Here is a 14,312-nt window from a genome sequence, read left to right on the forward strand (position 1 = left end):
CCCCCCCCCCCCCCCCCCCCCCCCCCCCGCCCGGGGTCTCGACGCGCTCGACCCCCGGGTTAGTTGCTGACGACGCTCTCGTTGCCCAGGCGCAGGCCGGAGGTGGCATCGAACAGGTGAACGTGGCCAACCTGCGGGCGGACGTGGATGGTGTCGCCCTTCATCGGTGGGCGGCGGCCGTCAACACGGACCACCATGTCGCGCTCGTTGCCGTCGATGGAGGCGTGGCCGTAAACGTAAGCATCGGCACCCAACTCCTCAACGACGTCGGCCTCAACAGCCAGGCCCTCGCCTGCGCCAACGATTTCGAGGTCCTCCGGGCGGACACCGACGGTGACCGTGTTGCCCGCGGCTGCGCCGAGGACGTCGGACTTGACCGGGTAGATGGCGCCGCCGAACTTCACGCCGCCGTCCACGACGGGCAGTTCCAGCAGGTTCATGGCGGGGGAGCCGATGAAGCCGGCCACGAACACGTTCTTCGGTGTGTCGTACAGGTTGCGGGGGGTGTCAACCTGCATCAGCAGGCCGTCCTTGAGCACGGCAACGCGGTCACCCATGGTCATGGCCTCGACCTGGTCGTGGGTCACGTAGACGGTGGTGACGCCCAGGCGGCGGGTCAGGGATGCGATCTGGGTGCGGGTCTGCACGCGGAGCTTGGCATCAAGGTTGGAAAGCGGCTCATCCATGAGGAAGACCTGCGGGTTGCGGACAATGGCGCGGCCCATGGCAACGCGCTGACGCTGGCCGCCGGAGAGTGCCTTCGGCTTGCGGTCAAGGTAGGCCTCAAGGTCAAGGAGCTTGGCGGCTTCCTTCACGCGGGTGGCGCGCTCTTCCTTGGAAACGCCGGCGATCTTCAGGGCGAAGCCCATGTTGTCTGCCACGGACATGTGCGGGTACAGCGCGTAGTTCTGGAAGACCATGGCGATGTCGCGGTCCTTCGGCGGAACGTCGGTGACGTCGCGGTCGCCAATGAGGATCCGGCCGGAGTTGACGTCTTCCAGGCCGGCGAGCATGCGCAGGGAGGTGGACTTTCCGCAACCGGAGGGGCCAACGAGGACGAGGAATTCGCCATCGGCGATGTCAATGTTGAGCTTGTCAACAGCGGGCTTCGTGGTGCCCGGGTACAAACGCGTAGCGTTGTCGAAAGTTACTGTAGCCACAGTAATAATTCCCTTCATCGGCAGGTACGTGCCGAACGATCCGTAGTGAATGGTTTGTTTTATTCAGTTATTCGTCCCGCCATTGGCCTGGGCAGTCCACCCGGGCGCGATGCGGGACGATGTACGAAGTATGACACATCGGGGCAGTGGTGTGCGTCACTGTTACGCAGGTGCAGGCTTCCAGCGGGCCCGGGCAGCTGCCAGGAGCTCCAAAACGGCCGGGAGCTGCCGCGGGGATTCCAGCCGGAACCGGGCTGAACTGTCCCCGGGGCCGACCTTGATGCCCACATCCCCGTGGTGCAGTGCGGAAAAGCCGTGCTCGTCGGTGACGTCATCCCCGGCGAAGATGACGGCGGTGGCGCGGGTGACCTCACGTAGCATGGCCAGGCTTTGGCCCTTGTCGGCCCGGACCACCGAAATTTCCAGCACCATTTTGCCCTCGGAGAGGAACAATCCCGGCTGGCCCTCCGCGGCCTGGCGGACTTCGGCGACGGCGGCTGCCGCGGCTTGCGCTGCTGCCTGCCGGTAGTGAAGCACGACGCCGGCCGGCTTGCGTTCCAGGACCGTCCCGGGGTGGGCGTCCACCGCCTTTTGCACGCTGGCCACGGCCCGTTGCAGGGCCAGCTCCTGTTCGTTGTCCAGTTCCAATCCAGGGGAATCGGGCCCTAGCCACACCTCGGCGCCGTGGCTGCCCACCAGCAGCGCCTGTTCGGGGGGCGCCGCCACGGCGCGCAGGCTCGCGAGTGCGCGCCCCGAGACGAGTGCCGCCGTCGTTCCTTCCAGGCCGGCCAGGGCCGCAAAGGCTGCGGCAGCGGCAGGCAGCGGGCGGGCGTCCTGGGCGCGGGAGACCAGGGGGGACATGGTGCCGTCAAAGTCCATGGCCACCAGCAGGCGGTCGGTGCGGGCAATGCGGAGCACGGCATCCTCAAGCCGGGGATCGATTGCTGCCTCAGCGGTCATCGCGCACGGCCTCGTTGGCCAGCGTGGACAGGAAGTCACTGCTCCAGCGCTGGACGTCGTGGGCGAGGATTTGCTTGCGCATGGAGCGCATGCGGCGGCTGGCCTCCCGCGGCGGCAGGTTGATCGCGCGCGTGATGATGGCCTTTAATCCGTCAATGTCGTGCGGATTGACCAGCAGTGCCTGCTTGAGCTGGTCTGCGGCGCCAGTGAATTCGGAGAGGACCAGGGCCCCGGTGTTGTCGGCGCGGGCGGCCACATACTCCTTGGCCACCAGGTTCATGCCGTCGCGCAGGGAGGTGACCAGCATGACGTCGGAGGCCAGGTACAGGGCCACCATCTCCTCCACCGGGTAGCTGTGGTGTAGGTAGCGGACAGCAGTGTTCAAAATGGTGTCGAACTGGCCGTTGAGCCGGCCCACCATGCCCTCGACTTCCTCGCGCAGCAGCCGGTAGGACTCCACGCGCTCGCGGCTGGGGCTGGCCACCTGAATCAGGGCGGCGTCCTCAACCTTGATGACGCCGTCGTGCAGGAGTTCGCCGTAGGCCTTGAGCCGGTGCGTGATGCCCTTGGTGTAGTCCAGCCGGTCCACGCCGAGCAGGATGGTCTTCGGGTTGCCCAGGTCCTCCCGGATTTGCTGTGAGCGGGCAATGATGTCCGGGCGCGCGGCCAGTTCCTGGATCTGGCCCACGTCGATGGAGATGGGAAACGGCTCGGCCCGTGCGATGTGGCTGATGGCGCCGTCGGCGTCGCCCACGTGGACCTGCTGGGCCTTGACGCTGGCACCCAGGAAACGGCGGGCCGAGCGCAGGAAATTTGCGGTGTCGCCGGGGCGCTGGAAGCCGATCAGGTCCGCGCCGAGGAGTCCGTTGATGATGGCCTGGCGCCAGGGCAGCTGGGCAAAGATTTCCGGGGGCGGGAACGGGATGTGGTTGAAAAAGCCGATGCGCAGGTCGGGGCGGAGCTGGCGCAGGTAGCGGGGCACCAGCTGGAGCTGGTAGTCCTGGACCCACACGGTGGCGTTCTGCGCGGCGGCGCCGGCGGCGGCCTCGGCGAACCGCCTGTTCACTTTGCGGTAGGCGTCCCACCAGGTGCGGTGGAATTCAGGAGGGGCGATGACGTCGTGGTACAGCGGCCACAGGGTGGAGTTGGAGAAGCCTTCGTAATACAGTTCAACTTCGTCATTGCTGAGGGGGACGGGGATGAGGTCCATGTTCTCGTGGTGGAACGGGGCCAGGTTCTCATCGGGTGCGCCGTGCCACCCAACCCAGGCGCCGTCCCGGGACGCCATGACCGGTGCCAGGGCGGTGACCAGGCCACCGGGGGAGCGCCGCCAGCCGTCGCCGCCGTCGTCGGTGGAAACACGGTCAACCGGCAGCCGGTTGGAGACGACGAGAAAGTCGGAGAGGCCGTGGAGGGGCTCTGGCGCGCTTTTCACAGGCTGCTGGGTCTGCAACTTCTCAGGCAAATGTCGCTCCAATGCGTAGGCGGCTGGTAAAGGTCAGCTTGATTGTCAGCTTAGCGGGTGGGGCGGGGGCGCGGGTGGACTGTGTGGGGCGGGTGGCCAAGCAGGCTCCAAGGTTTGTCCCTTAGGATTATTGACTAGTTGCTATCGCGGCCATTCGGCCATGCCCACGGACCTGAGGAACTATGAGCCCCCAAAACGAACCACGGTTGACTAAAGCCCAACGAACGGCCCAGGCCCGCGAAAAGGCCAGGATTATTCGCGAGGCCCAGCTGAAGAAGGAAAAGCGCAACAGCTGGCTGCTCCGTGGCGGTGTTCTGGCGGCGGCAGTGGCCATTGTGGTCATTATTGCCCTGGTGATCATTCAGAACAATGCCAACAATGAGCCGATTGCCGCGTCCGGTCCCGTGCCGGCAAACACGAATGCCTATGGCGGCATCACGTTTGGAAAGAACGGGGCGCTGGTCAAGCCGGTCACCACCGAGGCCTCCGTGGACATTAAGAATGCGCCGGCCCCGCCCACTGCCCAGGCGACGGCGGCCACGGGCCTGGATGCCATTGGCGTCAAGGCGTCGGCCTCCGGCCAGCCCGTCCAGACGGTGATTTACCTTGATTTCCTGTGCCCGCATTGCAATGAATTTGAAAAGACGTACGGCGCGCAGCTGAAGACGTGGCAGGACGAGGGCAAGATTACGGTGGAATACCGCCCCCTGAACTTCCTGAACCGCTTCTCCTCCGGGACCAACTACTCGGCCCGTGCGGCGGCGGCGGCGGCCTGTGTGGCGAACACCTCGCCGGACAAGTACAAGGCATTCGTGGATGCGCTGTTTGCAGACCAGCCGGCTGAAAACAGCAAGGGGCTGGACAATGCCACGCTGAAGAAGATGGCGACGGATGCGGGGTCTGCCGACATTGGCAGCTGCGTTGATGCAAAGACGTACCGCCCGTACGTTGAGTACACCAGTGCGCTGGCCACCGGCCACGGCATCAACGGCACGCCCACCGTGTTCATGGATGGCAAGCAGTATTCCACCGGAACGTTCACGGACTTCGCGAACGCGATTTTGGCTGCGAAGAAGTAACAGTACGTTTCGGGGGCGGCGCCCTCTGGCTGGCCCTGCTGATCCAGCTGCCCGTGGCTTCCGGCCCCTGCGCATCCCGCGCAGGGGCCGGTTTTCATTTTCCGGCGGCTCCTACGGTAACCTTGTCTAGCGCTTGATTGCGTCTGCCTCCTTAGCTCAGCTGGCCAGAGCACCGCTCTTGTAAAGCGGGGGTCGTCGGTTCGAATCCGACAGGGGGCCCAGAAAGCCCGGAATCTAGCGGTTTTTGGAAGTGTGAATGGCCCCGAGTCGGGGCCATTTCAACTTAACTCATTAAAAACTCATTAAATTGGGCCCTCTTTTGGCTGTTGAGGGCCCGTCAATTGTGGCTGATTTCCGTCTTTAGTCGAGGGTCTGGGTAGCGTTGCCGCCGCATGGACTCATTCGTCTTCGTTGTCTCTGGAGCCCGCGGCCTTGGTCGGTGCCGGAGGCGTGTCGGCCGCCCCTTCAGGCAATGTGCCGAAGCCGTCGAGAACCGAGCGGGTATCCAGTGCTTCCTTGTACTCTTCGATGTAGTGCTCCTGCGTCATCGCAATTTTTGAGTGCCCGAGCTGATAGGCGGCTGCTTCGGCGCCCATGGCTCTCGCGATGGCGGTGGCGTTTGACTTCCTCAGGGTCCTGAATGTCACCCAGTCATAGCCTATGGAGTTTGCGGCCTTGCGCCAGACCTTGCCGACGTTGTTGGCATCGCAGATGGTTCCGGTGGATGACGGAAAAATCAGATTCGTGAGATTTGGTGAGTTGGTGACTTGTTGGTGTGCGAGCCTGTTTCGAAGGGCGACAACGAGGAATGCCGGAAGCACTACTCGGCGGATGCCATGTCTGGACTTGGGATGATTCTGGATCCGCACTCCGCCGCTCGTAGTCCGGATGACCGTGGCATGGATGAAGGCTGTGGGCGGATCGGATTCCAGATCGAGATCCCCCCAGTGGAGGGCCAGGAGTTCGCCGGGGCGCAGCCCTGTACCGACTAGGAAGTCTGCGATTTCATGGAGTTCCTGGGTACGTGGCCTGCCGAGGGCTGGTTCCTGCTCCCAAGCGATGAGCTTGTTGCGAAGGTCTTGATACTGCGCCATGTTCAGCGCCTGGGGCTTCGCCGTGGAGTTCTTGGGAATGGAAACGCCAACGACGGGATTGATCTTCACTGCGTCGTGTCGCAAGGCCACCTTGAACATCCAGGACAATACCGCGCCGCAGGACCTGGCGGTTGACGAGCCGACATCCGCGACCAACGACCGGATGAAATGGTCAACCACTCCTGAAGTGACTTCGCTGATGCGAACCGAGCCGAGAGCGGGCTGGATGTATTTTTTCACGCAGTATGAGTATTTGTCCTTCGTTCGGTCTGCCTTGTCGGAGGCTTCCATCTCAACTAGGAACACATCGATGAGCTTGTTAATCCTGTCCATTGCCGAGACGAGCCCATTGCGGGGTGTCTGGCGTTCCTTCAATTTCACTTGGATGTTGCGCTGGGCCTCAGCAGACGATGAACCACGCGCTTCTACCAGCCGCAGTACGCCATCCATGTCGCGGTAGTAGGCGCGGGCGCGCCAAGAACGGGGTGTCATCCGCTTGGTCCGGATAACACCCCAGTTTCCCAACGGGATGGGCAACCTGGCCATGGTGGTTCCCCTGCTTGTCGGGGTTCTTACGGATCCGATCGGAGCGACAGCCAGTCTTCGAAGTCTGCGCGGCTGATGCGGAGGTGGCGGCCAATCCTGTAGGCGTGGGGCCCGATGCCTTTGGCGCGCCACTGGTAGAAAGTTTGCAGCGGGATGTCCAGTTCCTTGCAGATCTCGGTTGGCGACATCCATTCGGTGGTGGTGGCTTCGGACCGCAGCTGGTGGTCGGTGTGAAGGGTCATCGGAGTGCCTTTCCTATGGGTCAGCCGACTGATTGACGGTGGCCAATTGTGTTCGTAGCACTCTCATAGTCAGGGAAGCGAGGAACAATATGACTGAAAATCAGTCGGGGTGGAAGGCTGCTCAAAGCTTGAGTCCAAGGAATTGGTGCGCCCGTGCCATTTCGTGGAAAATCTCGGGGACGCGCGCAGCAAAGTCCGGATCGATGCGTCCGTGGGTGGGCACAATACGGGTCACGATCCCACGGCTAACAAGGAACGTGATCTCGCGGTGAGTGACCCTCCTGGAAAGGCCAAGGGCGGAGGCGATGTGTGCCACCGAGCAGGGACCCTCGGTCACCAGCATGTGTAGGATTCGGCTCCGCGTGAGATGCATTAAGATTGAGGGTTCCATGGGTAACACTCCTGCGCCGCGTGGACAGGTAATATTGGACCCGTCCATTCTGAACAATTTACTCTCACCCGTCCATGGTGTAAACGGCCCCGAACAACATGAGTAAATGCAAATTGGCATGACAAAGTGCCCTGCGGTTCGCGATCTTGCGGAAGCGGGCCAACACGGAGCGAGTTCTTGCGGTGCTGAAAGCTGGCGACAATACTGGAGGGAACGCGACGGAGTCCGGGAATCTGGATCCGTCCAAGCTTGGATTGTGAGGAGCCGGGCATGACCGCTGGACCTAGTGGGACGCCTGAGCCGCTGTCGCCCCAGGTGGCCCTGGCTAGGCGCCTGAACTTGCTGTTGGATGCAGCGGCTGAAAAGCGCGGCGAGGCGGTCACGTTCCGTGAGGTCAAGGAAAAGCTTGCCGAGCGCGGGGTTGGCATGTCCCGGGCCCGGTGGTTTTATTTGAAGGATGGCACCGGGGCGCTGGTTCGGGACAAAAGGGTTCTGACCGCACTTTGCGAGATGTTCGACGTCGACCCGTCATTTCTGCTCGACATGGACTCAGACGAACTTCCGGAGAGCATCCAGGCCCGCCTCGATTTTGTGAAGGCATTGCGGGCCTCGCGGGTGCAGGCCTTTGCGGCACGCACGCTGGCGGATGTTTCCCCGGACACCCTGCATGCCATTACTGAGTTCTTGAACCGCGACATCGCCGCGCATGCTGATGTGTCTAACGCTCCGTCAAGTAGCGAAGATGGGCTTCCATAAGGGCCTTGATCCCTTCGGGGTTCGCTGAATACCGCGGCGCCCGGCCGTGTCGGCGACCGGGTTCAACGTCGACCACCACGGCACCAGCGTCCTCCAGCAGTACAAGGTGCTTGGCTACGCTCGCCTCGCTGGCACCCACGTTGGCAACGATGTCGCCACGTGCGGAGGGTCCGTGTTCCAGCAGGTAGCGGATGATTTCAGTGCGCGCCAAGTTGCCGAAGGTGAACACGGCCACTTCGATTTCTTTGGGCCAATCCTTGGCTACTGGACGCGTTATTCGAGGCATGCCCTCATTCTGCCTCATAGTTATCAACAAGGTAAGATTGATCCCTTGACAATATATCTTTGATGCTCGCAAACTAGTCTTACGACACTTAGAGCAGGGTTGCGAATAATCATTGATCGAGCCACGGCCTGCTAATTCCGGTTCCGGCCGGAACGATTCTGCCGCCATCCCGGTGGCTCCAGGATCTCCCGCACGACACCCGCAAACGATGCCGCGCATACTATCCAATCAACGCGCGAAGCGGTGATCATGATGGGTCCACGGACCAGTGAAGAAGTTGAAGCATTTGCAAGGGGGACGCTTGACAGGTCCCTGACCCGGCCTCCTGTGCCGGACATCCCCGTTGACCAGCTGATGCGGGCCGTCGAGGGGGTTCGAGCCTATGTCGGCTCCCATTTGTCACGTTACGGGCTGTTCCAGGACCTGGACGATGTCCTGCAGGACATCCGGGTCGCGGCGTGGGAAGGAACCGTGCGGGGGAGCTATCAGGCCATTCCCGACGTGAAATTTGATGCCTGGGTGCAGGGGATTGCCTGCAACCTGTGTGCCGACCACCTCCGGAGGAGCATTGCCAAGTCGACGGTTCCCTTCGTCGACTACCCCGAGCGCGGAGTCCACGAAGTGGCAGACCTGGGACTGACGCGTCGCTCGGATCCGGTATCAGAGGAGGCCACCGGCGGTGTATGGGCCGCCAACATTCTGCGCATCGTGAAGGAACACGTGTCCGACGGTATTTGGGACCTGGCCGTGGAAAACGTGTTGCGCCCGTCGCGGTATGGAGATCCGGACAACGCTGGTGTTGCTGACAGCAAGCACTGGCATGCTCTGACCGTGGTTCGCCAGATGGCCGTGGCTGTGAAGAACGCCATGGACGTCGATCCCAGGACGGTGGAGGATCTGCCATCGCTCCGGGAAGCGTCCCTCGAGTCGCTGCCGACCCCGCTGCTCCGACTCATTGCCAAGCGGGTTGTCGTGCCGGGCTTCAAGGGCAAGGAGCGTGCGGCGGCAGCCGCCGGCGTAGCGCAGGAGTCGGGGGTAAGTGCGAGGTATGTCGAAGTCCAGATTGGCTTGGTCCGCGACATGATTCAAGCAGTGGAGGAAGTTCTGCGTTCGGGTACCGGCATCGAGGGCACTGTTACCCATAGCAGGGCCAAGCGCCCGCACGCCACCGTCGCGAAGGGCCTGGACCGCCCGGTGACGAGCCGCAGTCATGTACCAGAAATCGCTGCATCATAGAGGTTCGGCCGACCGGCTTCGGCGGTGGGCGCTGCTGTTCATCGCTGCCGCCGCCATCGCCGGAATCGCCGCTGTGCTGTCGATCAGGACACCCAACTCTGCAACGGGGACCACAGCCCCGGCGCCGCCGAGCTTGGCACGGGCGACGCCTCCGCCAACCTCTGCAGGTGCCACCCAACGTCCGACGGCGGCCAGCCCGACTCTGGACGTGGCACCAGTTCCAGCTGGGGAACCATCCACCCTCGACTTCCGCCAGCTCGCCGCCGCGGCGGCCCGCGCTGTCTACACCTGGGACACGCGCACCGCCACCTACTCCCAGACGTACGGAAGGCTGCGCAACTGGTGGCACGTGCTCCCGGACGGCTCGAACCCGTTGACAGTCTTCGCCACGCAGTTCGAGGCCACCGGGACCAACGCCGCGGCCTACGCATCCCTGACTGGTTCCCAGGGCTACCGCACCGCCCGCCTCCTGAACTCCTCATGTGACAGCCAGCTGGCCCAATACGTCCAGCACCCGCCACCCTGGGCCGGGATGCACGTGTGCACCGAGACCCTGGCCGTGACCGAGTACGCCACCTCCGGCACCAACAACTACACCGCACCCGTCAGCGTCGTTGTCAACTGCCCGCCGGCAGCGACCGCGCCTGCCAACCGTTGTGACGTGGTGGCTTTCTATGCCGCGGCCGACCGGATCGTGTACTGATGCCCGCCCCGGCACTCCTCTTGGGCGCGGTCAAGAAGCGCGCAATACTTAAGCTCGCTGGAACGGCTCTGAGCGCCTTGCTGCTGTGCTGCGTCATGGCTTTTTGCGGGTCCATGGCCCTGATGGCCGTTGCAGCCCAAGGCTCGACGGCGGCGTGTTCTCTTGCTGCCGGCGGACCGGGGACGGCGATGACCATTTCAGTGCCCGGTGGCAAATCTGTCGGACTGAACGCCACCCAGGTGGCAGTGGCCCGGACCTACATCGCCGTCGGCCAGGCCCGCTCAGTGCCCGACGGCGGCATCGTCATCGCCCTGATGATGGCACTGCAAGAATCCAACCTGCAAATGCTGGCCAACCCGTCCGTGCCTGAGTCCCTGAACTATCCCCACGACGGCGTCGGCAGCGACCACGATTCCATGGGCAGCGCCCAGCAACGTCCCTCCGCAGGCTGGGGGACCGTCGCCCAGCTCATGCAGCCCGCCTACAACGCTGAGGCGTTCTACGGCGGACCCCAAGGACCCAATCACGGCTCCCCGCCAGGATTGTTGGACGTCCCGGGCTGGCAACAGATGGACAAGGGGGCAGCGGCCCAGGCCGTCCAGGGATCGGCATTCCCGGAACGGTACGCCCAGTGGCAACCGGCGGCCGACCAGATCCTCAAGGCCCTGGCCGCCTCCACAGTCCCGGCGGCGTGCAGCACCACCCAGCAAAGCCCTGGATTGCCAACGCTGCCCGCCAACCTGAGCCAGCTCCGGCGCAACATCCTCTCCTACGCCCAGCAAGGTGTCGGTGGTGCCTACGTCTGGGGAGGAACTGCCTTCAAGGCCTGGGACTGCTCCGGCTACGTGCAATGGGTTTTCGGCCAGGCCGGAATCACCCTGCCGCGGACGGAGCAGTGGACCGTCGGGACGCGGACAACCAACCCACAACCGGGCGACCTCGTCGTCCAGAACCCCGACGGACCAAACCACTGGGGCCACGTTGGCATCTACGCAGGCAACGGCATGATGTACAGCGCCCTCAACCCGGAAGTGGGTACGCTGTTCCACCCTGTCACGTGGAATAATTTAGCTGCCTATTTTGTAGCGGTGTGACATCAGGGGATTTCATTTTATGGCGGTGCTCCACACCATGTCTTCGATATCCTCGACGGAGAGGCTTGAAAGATTTTGACGAAGCCTGATTAGCATAGCTCGCCTCAGCACGAAACCCCTAAACAAGTGGCCGGCAAAATTGGCTATTTTCATTCGCTAGGAAACGCGAGTCGGGAATTTGTGCACCAAAAGTAGCGATAATCCGATCCTCATGATCACAATTGAATCCTAGTTGTCGCCTCGTCTACTGTCTGGCACGTTCCGACGGCTGCTACCTAAGCCACCAATTGACATCTGATTGACTTAAAGTAATGCCTATGATCAGCCCGCCCGGTGCTAGGCGAGGGGACTCATGTGACCAGATCACTTAGGGACCTGCCGATCAACAGTGAAGAGCTTGTCAATGCCTTCGTGCTTGTGAACACAGTATGGTAAGGATATTCATGCGTCATGCCGGATTGATCAGGTCAGTTCATGTTCTTGTGCAGCTGGTTCCTAAGAATGCACTTATAGCATAGGGTAGACCCATGTGGAACCATAGAACGCAGTCTCCGCCGCCAAGTATCGAACTGGTACGGAAAAATGCAAGAATCCTGGTTATCGACGATCAAGAATGGCCTGCCAAAGACATGTTTGAAAGGGATGGCTATCATATCGAGCGATGGCCGGAGATTAAGAATCTATCCCAATTGACAGATAGTCACTACCATCTCATTCTACTTGATGTGCATGGCGTGGGTCTGAATGAAAGCCCCGACCTTCATGGACTTGGAATACTCAATCACATAAAATCCACAAATCCTGCTCAACCAGTGATCGTTTATTCGTCGCAAAAACAAAAGATTTCCGCAAATCAATTTTTGACTAAGGCGGATACTCTTCTTGATAAGAAAGACTCTTACGTAACCTTCAAAGAGGAGGTCGATAAACTGCTTCTCCGCAGGGCGACGCCGGGCTACTTCATTGCCGTAATGAATGATCAGCTAGGCGAGAATGCCGTACTGGTTCCTAAGGCCGTGGGAAAGGCGTTGGCCTCATTTAGGACTGGTAGTACGAATCGTCTTGATCAGTACCTCCAGTCTCACATTAATGATGTTGATCTCATTCAATTGATTATAGGCACAATTGGCATTGGAATTGAAACTATAAAACTATTCGGCGGTGTGTCATGAACGCATCTCCCTGGAGTCTTTTCCCCTATCCAACAATTGCTGATGGGCACTTTTCGGACGGTTCTATTCTGGCCGTTCATCCGGATTGTATTCAATGCCCACAACGGTATTGTTTGACCGATAGGGATGCCCAAATAGGTGAATTGAAAATCTGCCGATATGGATTGTCGTATGCTCGTGTCGACGATGAGAGAATTGTTTTAGGCGTAGTATCCGCTGATACGGATAATATGTCACCCAGGGCGCGGAAAAGAAATAGAAAAGAACCCGCCCGCCGGGTGCGGCCTATGGAGGTGAAGGGTGCGATTGGGAGAGCTCGCGATCTCGGCCCCGGAGTAGTTGACGACTTTGTGACGATGAAAAGCATTCTGATTGATGAAGCGAAGAATGATCCCGAATTTCAAAAGTCGATCGCTGCTCAATTCCGAGGAGAGTATGAAGATAGTCTGAATCAGAGTCATGACTTTTTGCAATTGATGAATCTTGTACGAGGAAATGCTGAAAATCTCTTACATGAGAGATATCCGGGTTTGGTTGCGGAAGATGCGGCAGATCAATGGCGCGAAGTCGGGTCCATATATTTTGCGACCCTGCTTATGCGCATGAAGATGGATTCACTTCTTTATTTACACGAAATTAATCGTGTTCATGGTGGGGAGCGTCGATTCGACGTCCATCCTTTTGTATTGAAGTACGTCAGAATATATGATTGGCAGGCTAAGCAGAAGAATTTGCGAATAGTTGTGGCCGGTAAGTGTCACGCTCGGATAAAATATAATAGTGATGCAGTTGGTTCCGTCGTTCAAGGCCTGTTGGACAACATGGTTAAGTATGCACCACCTGGATCGACGGCAACTATTGTCTTTGACGAAGCTGTGGATGATGTCAGATTGACGTTTGAATCTCTTGGTCCGAGAATCGAAATAGATGAGAGAATTCAAATTTTTATGCCCAAATATCGCGCTCGGGCTGCGAGGCAGGCTGAGGCTGAAGGGCAAGGTATAGGTCTGGCGGCTGTTAAGCAGGTGTCCGACGCATTGTCGCTCGGAATTGAGGTGGAACAATCAGACCTTGAGGATGGCAATTATCCGGCACGGTACGTCACTAAGTTCACAATTAATTTGCGTGTTGCAAATTGATTTAGGCAATTCCGGTTTGGCAAGGGTGGGATGGTTTCGTGCCTTCGAAGCAAAAAGTTGGTTGAATAAGGGCGGTTGCTGGTAGGTGTAGGCCGATGTCGTTTTCGGATCGGGTCGCCATCGCTGTAGGAATCTCGTCTGGTATGAGAGTTTGTCAGATAGTGGGCGATCTTGGTCGGTGTCGTACCATTATTTGGCGGAGCGGCCGCGGAACTCGACGAGGACGTAGGGATACCGGCCGTTGAGTGCCGACTGTGTTGCCGAACGCCGACGGAGATTGGCGCTGCCACGGACGATCAAGATGGATTCGGTCCTTTCAGCACGCCTGGAGACCGATCTGGCTGGGTCCGGGACGTGGCGGGAGATCGCCAGCTGTTTGCGTTTGGAGGCAACTGACAACAGTGTCGAGACCATGACGAAGACACCCGACGTCGAATGCCGCACCGTGCTCCTCGAAGCGATTAGCCGTTGGATCTACGCCCGGCACAAAACGGAGCAGGCGAAGACGTGGACCTGCTCCAGTCCAGGCGCATCAAGCGCAAGGCTTGCACGCTGCTTTGTATAAGAACCGGGATGCCGGATCAATGAGATGGTCAGCATTGATGACCATCTTGAGACGACCTCGTATTGCCGTTTCCCGGTGCATGGGAAGGGGATGTGGTGGTCGGCAAGACGGCAAAGCCGTAATCTTGACCCTCGGCAAGTGGCACAGCAAGTTCCTGACGATGCTGGGCCCACGGGAAGGCAAGACGGCCGATGGGCTGGCAGCTGTCCTAATCTACTGGGTCAACGACCTGCCAGCCCTGACGCGCGGCTCACTGACCTGGGACAAGGGCATCGAGATGGCCCGCCACGCCAAACTGACTCTGGCCACGAACCTGCCCGTGTACTTCGTCCAGCCCCACTCGCCCAGAAAGCGACCATCCAACGAAAACACCAACGGGCTCATCCGGGAGCACATGACCAGCATATCGAGTTGACCCGACACC

The 14,312-nt window shown here is 60.3% G+C and carries 15 protein-coding genes and 1 tRNA gene; 9 read left to right on the forward strand and 7 right to left on the reverse strand.

Features of this window, described 5'->3' with window-relative positions:
• Positions 1-59: 59 nt before the first annotated feature.
• From G6N77_RS10725 to G6N77_RS10735, 3 genes are all read right to left on the reverse strand, one after another.
• A complete protein-coding gene (locus G6N77_RS10725) occupies positions 60-1,160 on the reverse strand; it encodes an ABC transporter ATP-binding protein (protein ID WP_165182164.1) in 1,101 nt (366 codons plus the stop codon).
• Positions 1,161-1,322: 162 nt separating this feature from the next.
• Positions 1,323-2,120 carry a trehalose-phosphatase gene (otsB, locus tag G6N77_RS10730; protein WP_165182165.1) on the reverse strand — a complete coding sequence of 266 codons (798 nt, stop codon included), beginning with the start codon at positions 2,118-2,120 and terminating at the stop codon, positions 1,323-1,325.
• Positions 2,110-3,573 (reverse strand): alpha,alpha-trehalose-phosphate synthase (UDP-forming), encoded by a 1,464-nt coding sequence (locus G6N77_RS10735; RefSeq protein ID WP_205678217.1) that lies wholly within the window; start codon positions 3,571-3,573, stop codon positions 2,110-2,112. The genes otsB and G6N77_RS10735 overlap by 11 nt, the downstream gene beginning before the upstream one ends.
• Positions 3,574-3,767: 194 nt before the next feature.
• Here G6N77_RS10735 and G6N77_RS10740 point away from each other — a divergent pair, with 194 nt between their 5' ends.
• On the forward strand, positions 3,768-4,664 hold the full coding sequence (locus G6N77_RS10740) for a DsbA family protein (RefSeq protein ID WP_165182167.1): 897 nt from the start codon (positions 3,768-3,770) through the stop codon (positions 4,662-4,664).
• Between the two features lie 145 nt (positions 4,665-4,809).
• Positions 4,810-4,883 (forward strand) — tRNA-Thr (locus tag G6N77_RS10745).
• A 179-nt stretch (positions 4,884-5,062) separates the two neighbouring features.
• Here G6N77_RS10745 and G6N77_RS10750 read toward each other — a convergent pair.
• The 3 genes from G6N77_RS10750 to G6N77_RS20455 form a co-directional block, all read right to left on the reverse strand.
• Entirely contained in the window at positions 5,063-6,304 is a 1,242-nt protein-coding gene (locus G6N77_RS10750) for a site-specific integrase (protein ID WP_165182168.1), read from the reverse strand.
• A gap of 26 nt (positions 6,305-6,330) precedes the next feature.
• A complete protein-coding gene (locus tag G6N77_RS10755; RefSeq protein ID WP_165182169.1) occupies positions 6,331-6,546 on the reverse strand; it encodes a helix-turn-helix domain-containing protein in 216 nt (71 codons plus the stop codon).
• 121 nt (positions 6,547-6,667) lie between these two features.
• Positions 6,668-7,057, reverse strand: a complete 390-nt coding sequence (locus G6N77_RS20455) for a MarR family transcriptional regulator (RefSeq protein ID WP_370875234.1) — start codon at positions 7,055-7,057, stop codon at positions 6,668-6,670.
• Positions 7,058-7,207: 150 nt separating this feature from the next.
• Between G6N77_RS20455 and G6N77_RS10760 the strand changes: the two genes are divergently transcribed.
• Complete coding sequence (locus G6N77_RS10760) at positions 7,208-7,693, forward strand: hypothetical protein (RefSeq protein WP_165182170.1); 486 nt, start codon at positions 7,208-7,210, stop codon at positions 7,691-7,693.
• Here G6N77_RS10760 and G6N77_RS10765 read toward each other — a convergent pair.
• Positions 7,656-7,979: an ArsR/SmtB family transcription factor gene (locus tag G6N77_RS10765; protein ID WP_165182171.1), complete on the reverse strand. Its 324-nt coding sequence runs from the start codon at positions 7,977-7,979 to the stop codon at positions 7,656-7,658. The genes G6N77_RS10760 and G6N77_RS10765 overlap by 38 nt on opposite strands.
• A 249-nt stretch (positions 7,980-8,228) precedes the next feature.
• Between G6N77_RS10765 and G6N77_RS10770 the strand changes: the two genes are divergently transcribed.
• The 6 genes from G6N77_RS10770 (at position 8,229) to G6N77_RS10795 (ending at position 14,303) form a co-directional block, all read left to right on the forward strand.
• On the forward strand, positions 8,229-9,215 hold the full coding sequence (locus G6N77_RS10770) for a sigma factor (protein ID WP_165182172.1): 987 nt from the start codon (positions 8,229-8,231) through the stop codon (positions 9,213-9,215).
• A gap of 208 nt (positions 9,216-9,423) precedes the next feature.
• Positions 9,424-9,918 (forward strand): hypothetical protein, encoded by a 495-nt coding sequence (locus tag G6N77_RS10775; protein ID WP_165182173.1) that lies wholly within the window; start codon positions 9,424-9,426, stop codon positions 9,916-9,918.
• Entirely contained in the window at positions 9,918-11,012 is a 1,095-nt protein-coding gene (locus G6N77_RS19895; protein ID WP_240901958.1) for a C40 family peptidase, read from the forward strand. The genes G6N77_RS10775 and G6N77_RS19895 overlap by 1 nt, the downstream gene beginning before the upstream one ends.
• Positions 11,013-11,539: 527 nt before the next feature.
• Complete coding sequence (locus G6N77_RS10785; protein ID WP_165182174.1) at positions 11,540-12,184, forward strand: hypothetical protein; 645 nt, start codon at positions 11,540-11,542, stop codon at positions 12,182-12,184.
• The gene (locus G6N77_RS10790; RefSeq protein WP_165182175.1) at positions 12,181-13,323 is read left to right on the forward strand and encodes a sensor histidine kinase; all 1,143 of its coding nucleotides are present in this window, start codon (positions 12,181-12,183) and stop codon (positions 13,321-13,323) included. Before G6N77_RS10785 ends, G6N77_RS10790 begins: the two co-directional genes overlap by 4 nt.
• A gap of 689 nt (positions 13,324-14,012) precedes the next feature.
• A complete protein-coding gene (locus G6N77_RS10795) occupies positions 14,013-14,303 on the forward strand; it encodes an IS30 family transposase (protein WP_165182176.1) in 291 nt (96 codons plus the stop codon).
• Positions 14,304-14,312 lie beyond the last annotated feature (9 nt).

It is taken from the genome of Arthrobacter silviterrae (assembly GCF_011045165.1).
Lineage (GTDB): Bacteria > Actinomycetota > Actinomycetes > Actinomycetales > Micrococcaceae > Specibacter > Specibacter silviterrae.